Origin of the sequence: Leptolyngbya sp. FACHB-36 (genome assembly GCF_014695955.1) — a bacterium.
In the GTDB taxonomy this organism is placed as follows: Bacteria; Cyanobacteriota; Cyanobacteriia; order Leptolyngbyales; family Leptolyngbyaceae; genus FACHB-36.
In genome coordinates this window covers 1-3,617 of sequence record NZ_JACJPG010000030.1, presented here as the reverse complement: position 1 = coordinate 3,617, position 3,617 = coordinate 1, and the positions used below count along the sequence as shown (strand labels likewise).

The window sequence follows — 3,617 nt, the reverse complement described above, 5'->3', positions numbered from 1 at the left end:
TTCAGCAGGTGCCGCCCAACTACAGTGCCATTCAGGTGCAGGGCAAGCGCCTATACGACTTGGCGCGATCGGGACACGCCATTACGGTGCCCGCTCGAACCGTGGAGGTGTCCCGTTTGGAGGTGCTGGACTGGAGATCGGGCGACTTTCCAGAACTGGATCTGGCAATTGCGTGCGGTCCGGGCACCTACATTCGGTCGATCGCCCGTGACCTCGGTGACGTCCTTCAGGTTGGAGGAACGCTGGTGTCGCTCGTTCGCACCCACAGCAGCGGCTTCGACCTGACCGACAGCCTGACGCTGGAGCAACTAGACGAGCAGCTTCAACAGGGCTTTCAGCCGATCGCTCCAGAAATTGCCTTGACTCACCTAAACGCGATCGTGCTCCCCGCCGATCTGGCTAAACGCTGGTGCCAGGGACAGCGCGTGGCGATCGACCCAATCTCTGCTAAGCAGAAATCGCTGGCAGCCTCTACCAAACCTGCAGTTCGAGTCCACCATGAGACAAACACGTTTCTTGGCATCGGCACGTTGACCACCTGGGAAACCGACACTGTGCTCCTTCCTCAGGTGGTGTTTGACGCATAGCCGTGCAATTTGCAATAGGAGTGCGCCACTTCTGCAAATTACAGCTATCGTGGGCTTCATGGAGTTGACACAAAGGGGTTTCATCATGAAACGACGATCGCAGCTTGTGTATCTGGGAGCAGCGCTGCTGCTGGCAAGTTGCTCTGGGGTGCGGACGGCTAACTCACCTTCCCAAGCGCGATCGCAGCCGTCTCCGGTCGTCGCTGCAAATCCTCAGGCAGCAAATGCAAATCCCCAAGCCTTTCCCCAGCCGATCGTCAGCCCCACAGCGGTTGTCACCGTTCCGGCTGTCCCCGGACTGCTGCGCCCCACGAATATTCCGGGACGCCTTCAGACGATCTCTCCCGGTCGCTCCGATCCCTTCGCGGCTGTTCCCGCTCGATCGATCTCGTTCTCGGCTACCAGTCGTCCTGCCGCTTCACCGGCGTCTTCTGGCAAGCCGTCAGCCATTAGTCTAGCGCCGCTGCCAGTGGCACCCGTCACTGGATTGCCTTCCGTAGCTCCGCTTCCGCTACCTGCACCCAATTCTGCCCTACCGTCGCTGCCTGTTCCGACGGCGCCAGCGCCGTCTCCCACTGCGCTAGCAGATGCCGTTGAGGTTTCCGGCGCGATTCGCGTCAAGGGTCGGTGGCAGGTGATCGTTAAAGAGTCCAGCGTCGAGACCAGTCGCTATGTCGGTGTCGGCGACTACCTCGAAGGCGGACAGGTCCTCGTCAAAAAGATTATTGCGGACGGCGGAGCCGATCCAACCGTTGTTCTACAGCAGAATGGAAGAGAGGTGACGAAATCGATCGGGTCTACCTCGATCGCTCGTCGCCAGTAACGCGCCTGCCGCTATCGTCCAACCTTCCTTATGATTGAATCTTCCAAGTCTGCTGCTCGATCGTCTGAATGGCGCAGCCTCAACTATCAGGAAACCTACATCTGTCCCGTGTGTCGACATGGGCACATTTTGCCGCTTACCCTGATGGATGCCTTCGCCTGCGATTTTTGCCGCCACATCTTCACGGCGAATCTGCGCGACCAAACGCTGCGTGTCGAGGACAGTTCTCAACCCACCACGTGGCGATGGACCGGACGGATGTGGCAAGCGGCACATCAGCTTAACTTAGATCTAACCATCACAATTTGGTTGGCAAGTATTGCTCTGGTCGTGCTGCCTCCGTCGCTGATTTGGCTCTCGTCCTACACCTTCCCACCTCTGGAAGGAAGCCGTTGGTCCTGGTTTCCCACCGTTTGGGTGTCGCTGGCGTTTACGCTGCACTTTCTGTTTGTGACGTGGCTGCTAGTAGAGCATTATCAGGTGCCGCTGTATGTCGCGGGCAAAGTTCGGCTGCGGCAGTGGTTTGGGCAGCGGTAGGAATTATTTTCTCTGTCCTGTCGTTAGACTTTGCATTCGCAATCTGTGACTAAGGGGTAGGTCGCTCACCTTAAACCAGGCTGGAGGATTGAACAAGATAGACACTGCACCGTCTGCTGCCACTTGGTAAGCCCAGCATAAATCAGGACAAACCGAAGACGCCTCAATACCAGAAATCGCTGGTGGAAAGTATCCCCTCTGGTTTGCGACGACCTGTTCTGCCACTGAGGAGTCAGGAGTATTCTCGATCGTCATATGGCTTTCTCGGGTTAGCGTTGCACATCTAAGATACTTTAATCTCTAGAAATCCCTTATTCAAACCGTTTGCGTGTAGTAGACCAGCGGAGCGATCGGTAGCTGTTGGGACTGTCTGCTATCACGGCGGGGACCCCGTCGCCGAGATCCGCGATCGCCAGCACTCGGTAATCCGCTTCGGTCGAGAGTTCGCTGTAGAGTAAGGTGCCCGTAGGCGAGAAGATTAGCGTGCGGGGCGATCGGGACGCCGGATAAACCGTCAGTACGGCGTCTGGCTGGCTGCCCGTCAGCGGCACCTGCTGCACAGACCAGTCTCCTGCCCCTACCTGATTCAACGCATCCCACGCTGATTTTTTCGCTGGAAGATTTCCGCTTCGCTTCAGTTCCGCTGCCAGAGCGGGAATTGCGCGGGTTGCCCAAGCGGGCTGCTGCTGCGCTAGCTCCGATAGCGTCGTGGTGCTGGGCGTTAGCCACTGCAATGCAGAATCGGTAAACGCAAGGGGTCGCAGTTGAGAACGGCTCGGTACAATCGCGTCTCCGATCGCAAGCAGCTGCAATCCGCTGGACGATCGGCGCACCGCTTTGATGCTGGCGTAGACCGTTTGCTCCTGTCCATCTGGGGTCCAGAACACAATCTGCAACGGTGGATCTGCGGTGAAGCCCAACTGCTGCCAAACCGCGTCTGCCGACGTTGCCGCAGGTAAATCGCCAAACCGCCAACGTTTGCCGTCGTGAAAGCCCGTAACTTGCACGGTGTACCATGCCTGCTGCTCCTCTAGCTTTAGCGGTGGAGCCTGTTTTGGCGTTAACCACTCCGCAGGATTCAGCGTCGGCAGGAGGCGACCAGACCCAATCACCCGACCTGCGGGAGCGTTAATGGTTGGATCGGCATCGGCGATCGGGGTATCCAATCGCGCCAGCAGCGACGCGATTTGCGATCGCTCTGCGGCAGTTGTTTTGGACTGCTGTTTCAGCCAGGCCATCGCCTTGGCAGTGTTTTGCCGCGACGCAATCAGCAGCGCCATCCACGCCTTTACGTCAGTTGATTTTGGGTTGACTGCTAACGCTGTCTCGATGCGATTCTCCACCCGATCGGAGGCGCCTTTCAGCATCGCCGCCGTTTCCTGACCCGTCTCCGCACTGGCAGCAAACACCGTCAGCGCTCGTGCCCAGCGACCATCCATCAAATTCGCCAAGACTTGCTGCCCCGGACTGGACCAAGACTTTTCTGCTTGCGCCTGGGTTGCCACCGCGTGGAGACGAATCACGTCTAGCTGCGCCTGCGCTTGCGCCGACCACTTGCCGCGCCGCTTCAGCGACTGGAGCCACTGCTCGCTAGGCGACCACAGCCCGCTGCGAGCAAGCAAAAGCGCCGTATCGTAAGCGGGCAGATTCAAGGCAGACTCTAGCAGCGC

3 protein-coding genes and 1 pseudogene are annotated in these 3,617 nt (G+C 58.4%); 3 read left to right on the top strand and 1 reads right to left on the bottom strand.

The features are described from left to right. The 3 genes from H6F43_RS00390 to H6F43_RS00380 all read left to right on the top strand — a co-directional run. A partial coding sequence (locus tag H6F43_RS00390) for a tRNA pseudouridine(55) synthase TruB (RefSeq protein ID WP_190340063.1) occupies positions 1–587 on the top strand: 587 nt, incomplete at its 5' end. 85 nt (positions 588–672) lie between these two features. After that, a complete protein-coding gene (locus H6F43_RS00385) occupies positions 673–1,410 on the top strand; it encodes a hypothetical protein (protein ID WP_190340062.1) in 738 nt (245 codons plus the stop codon). A 30-nt stretch (positions 1,411–1,440) separates the two neighbouring features. Further along, complete coding sequence (locus H6F43_RS00380; RefSeq protein ID WP_190340061.1) at positions 1,441–1,947, top strand: hypothetical protein; 507 nt, start codon at positions 1,441–1,443, stop codon at positions 1,945–1,947. Positions 1,948–2,258: 311 nt separating this feature from the next. Here H6F43_RS00380 and H6F43_RS00375 read toward each other — a convergent pair. After that, positions 2,259–3,617 (bottom strand): annotated as a pseudogene (locus tag H6F43_RS00375) (hypothetical protein); the annotation flags it as partial.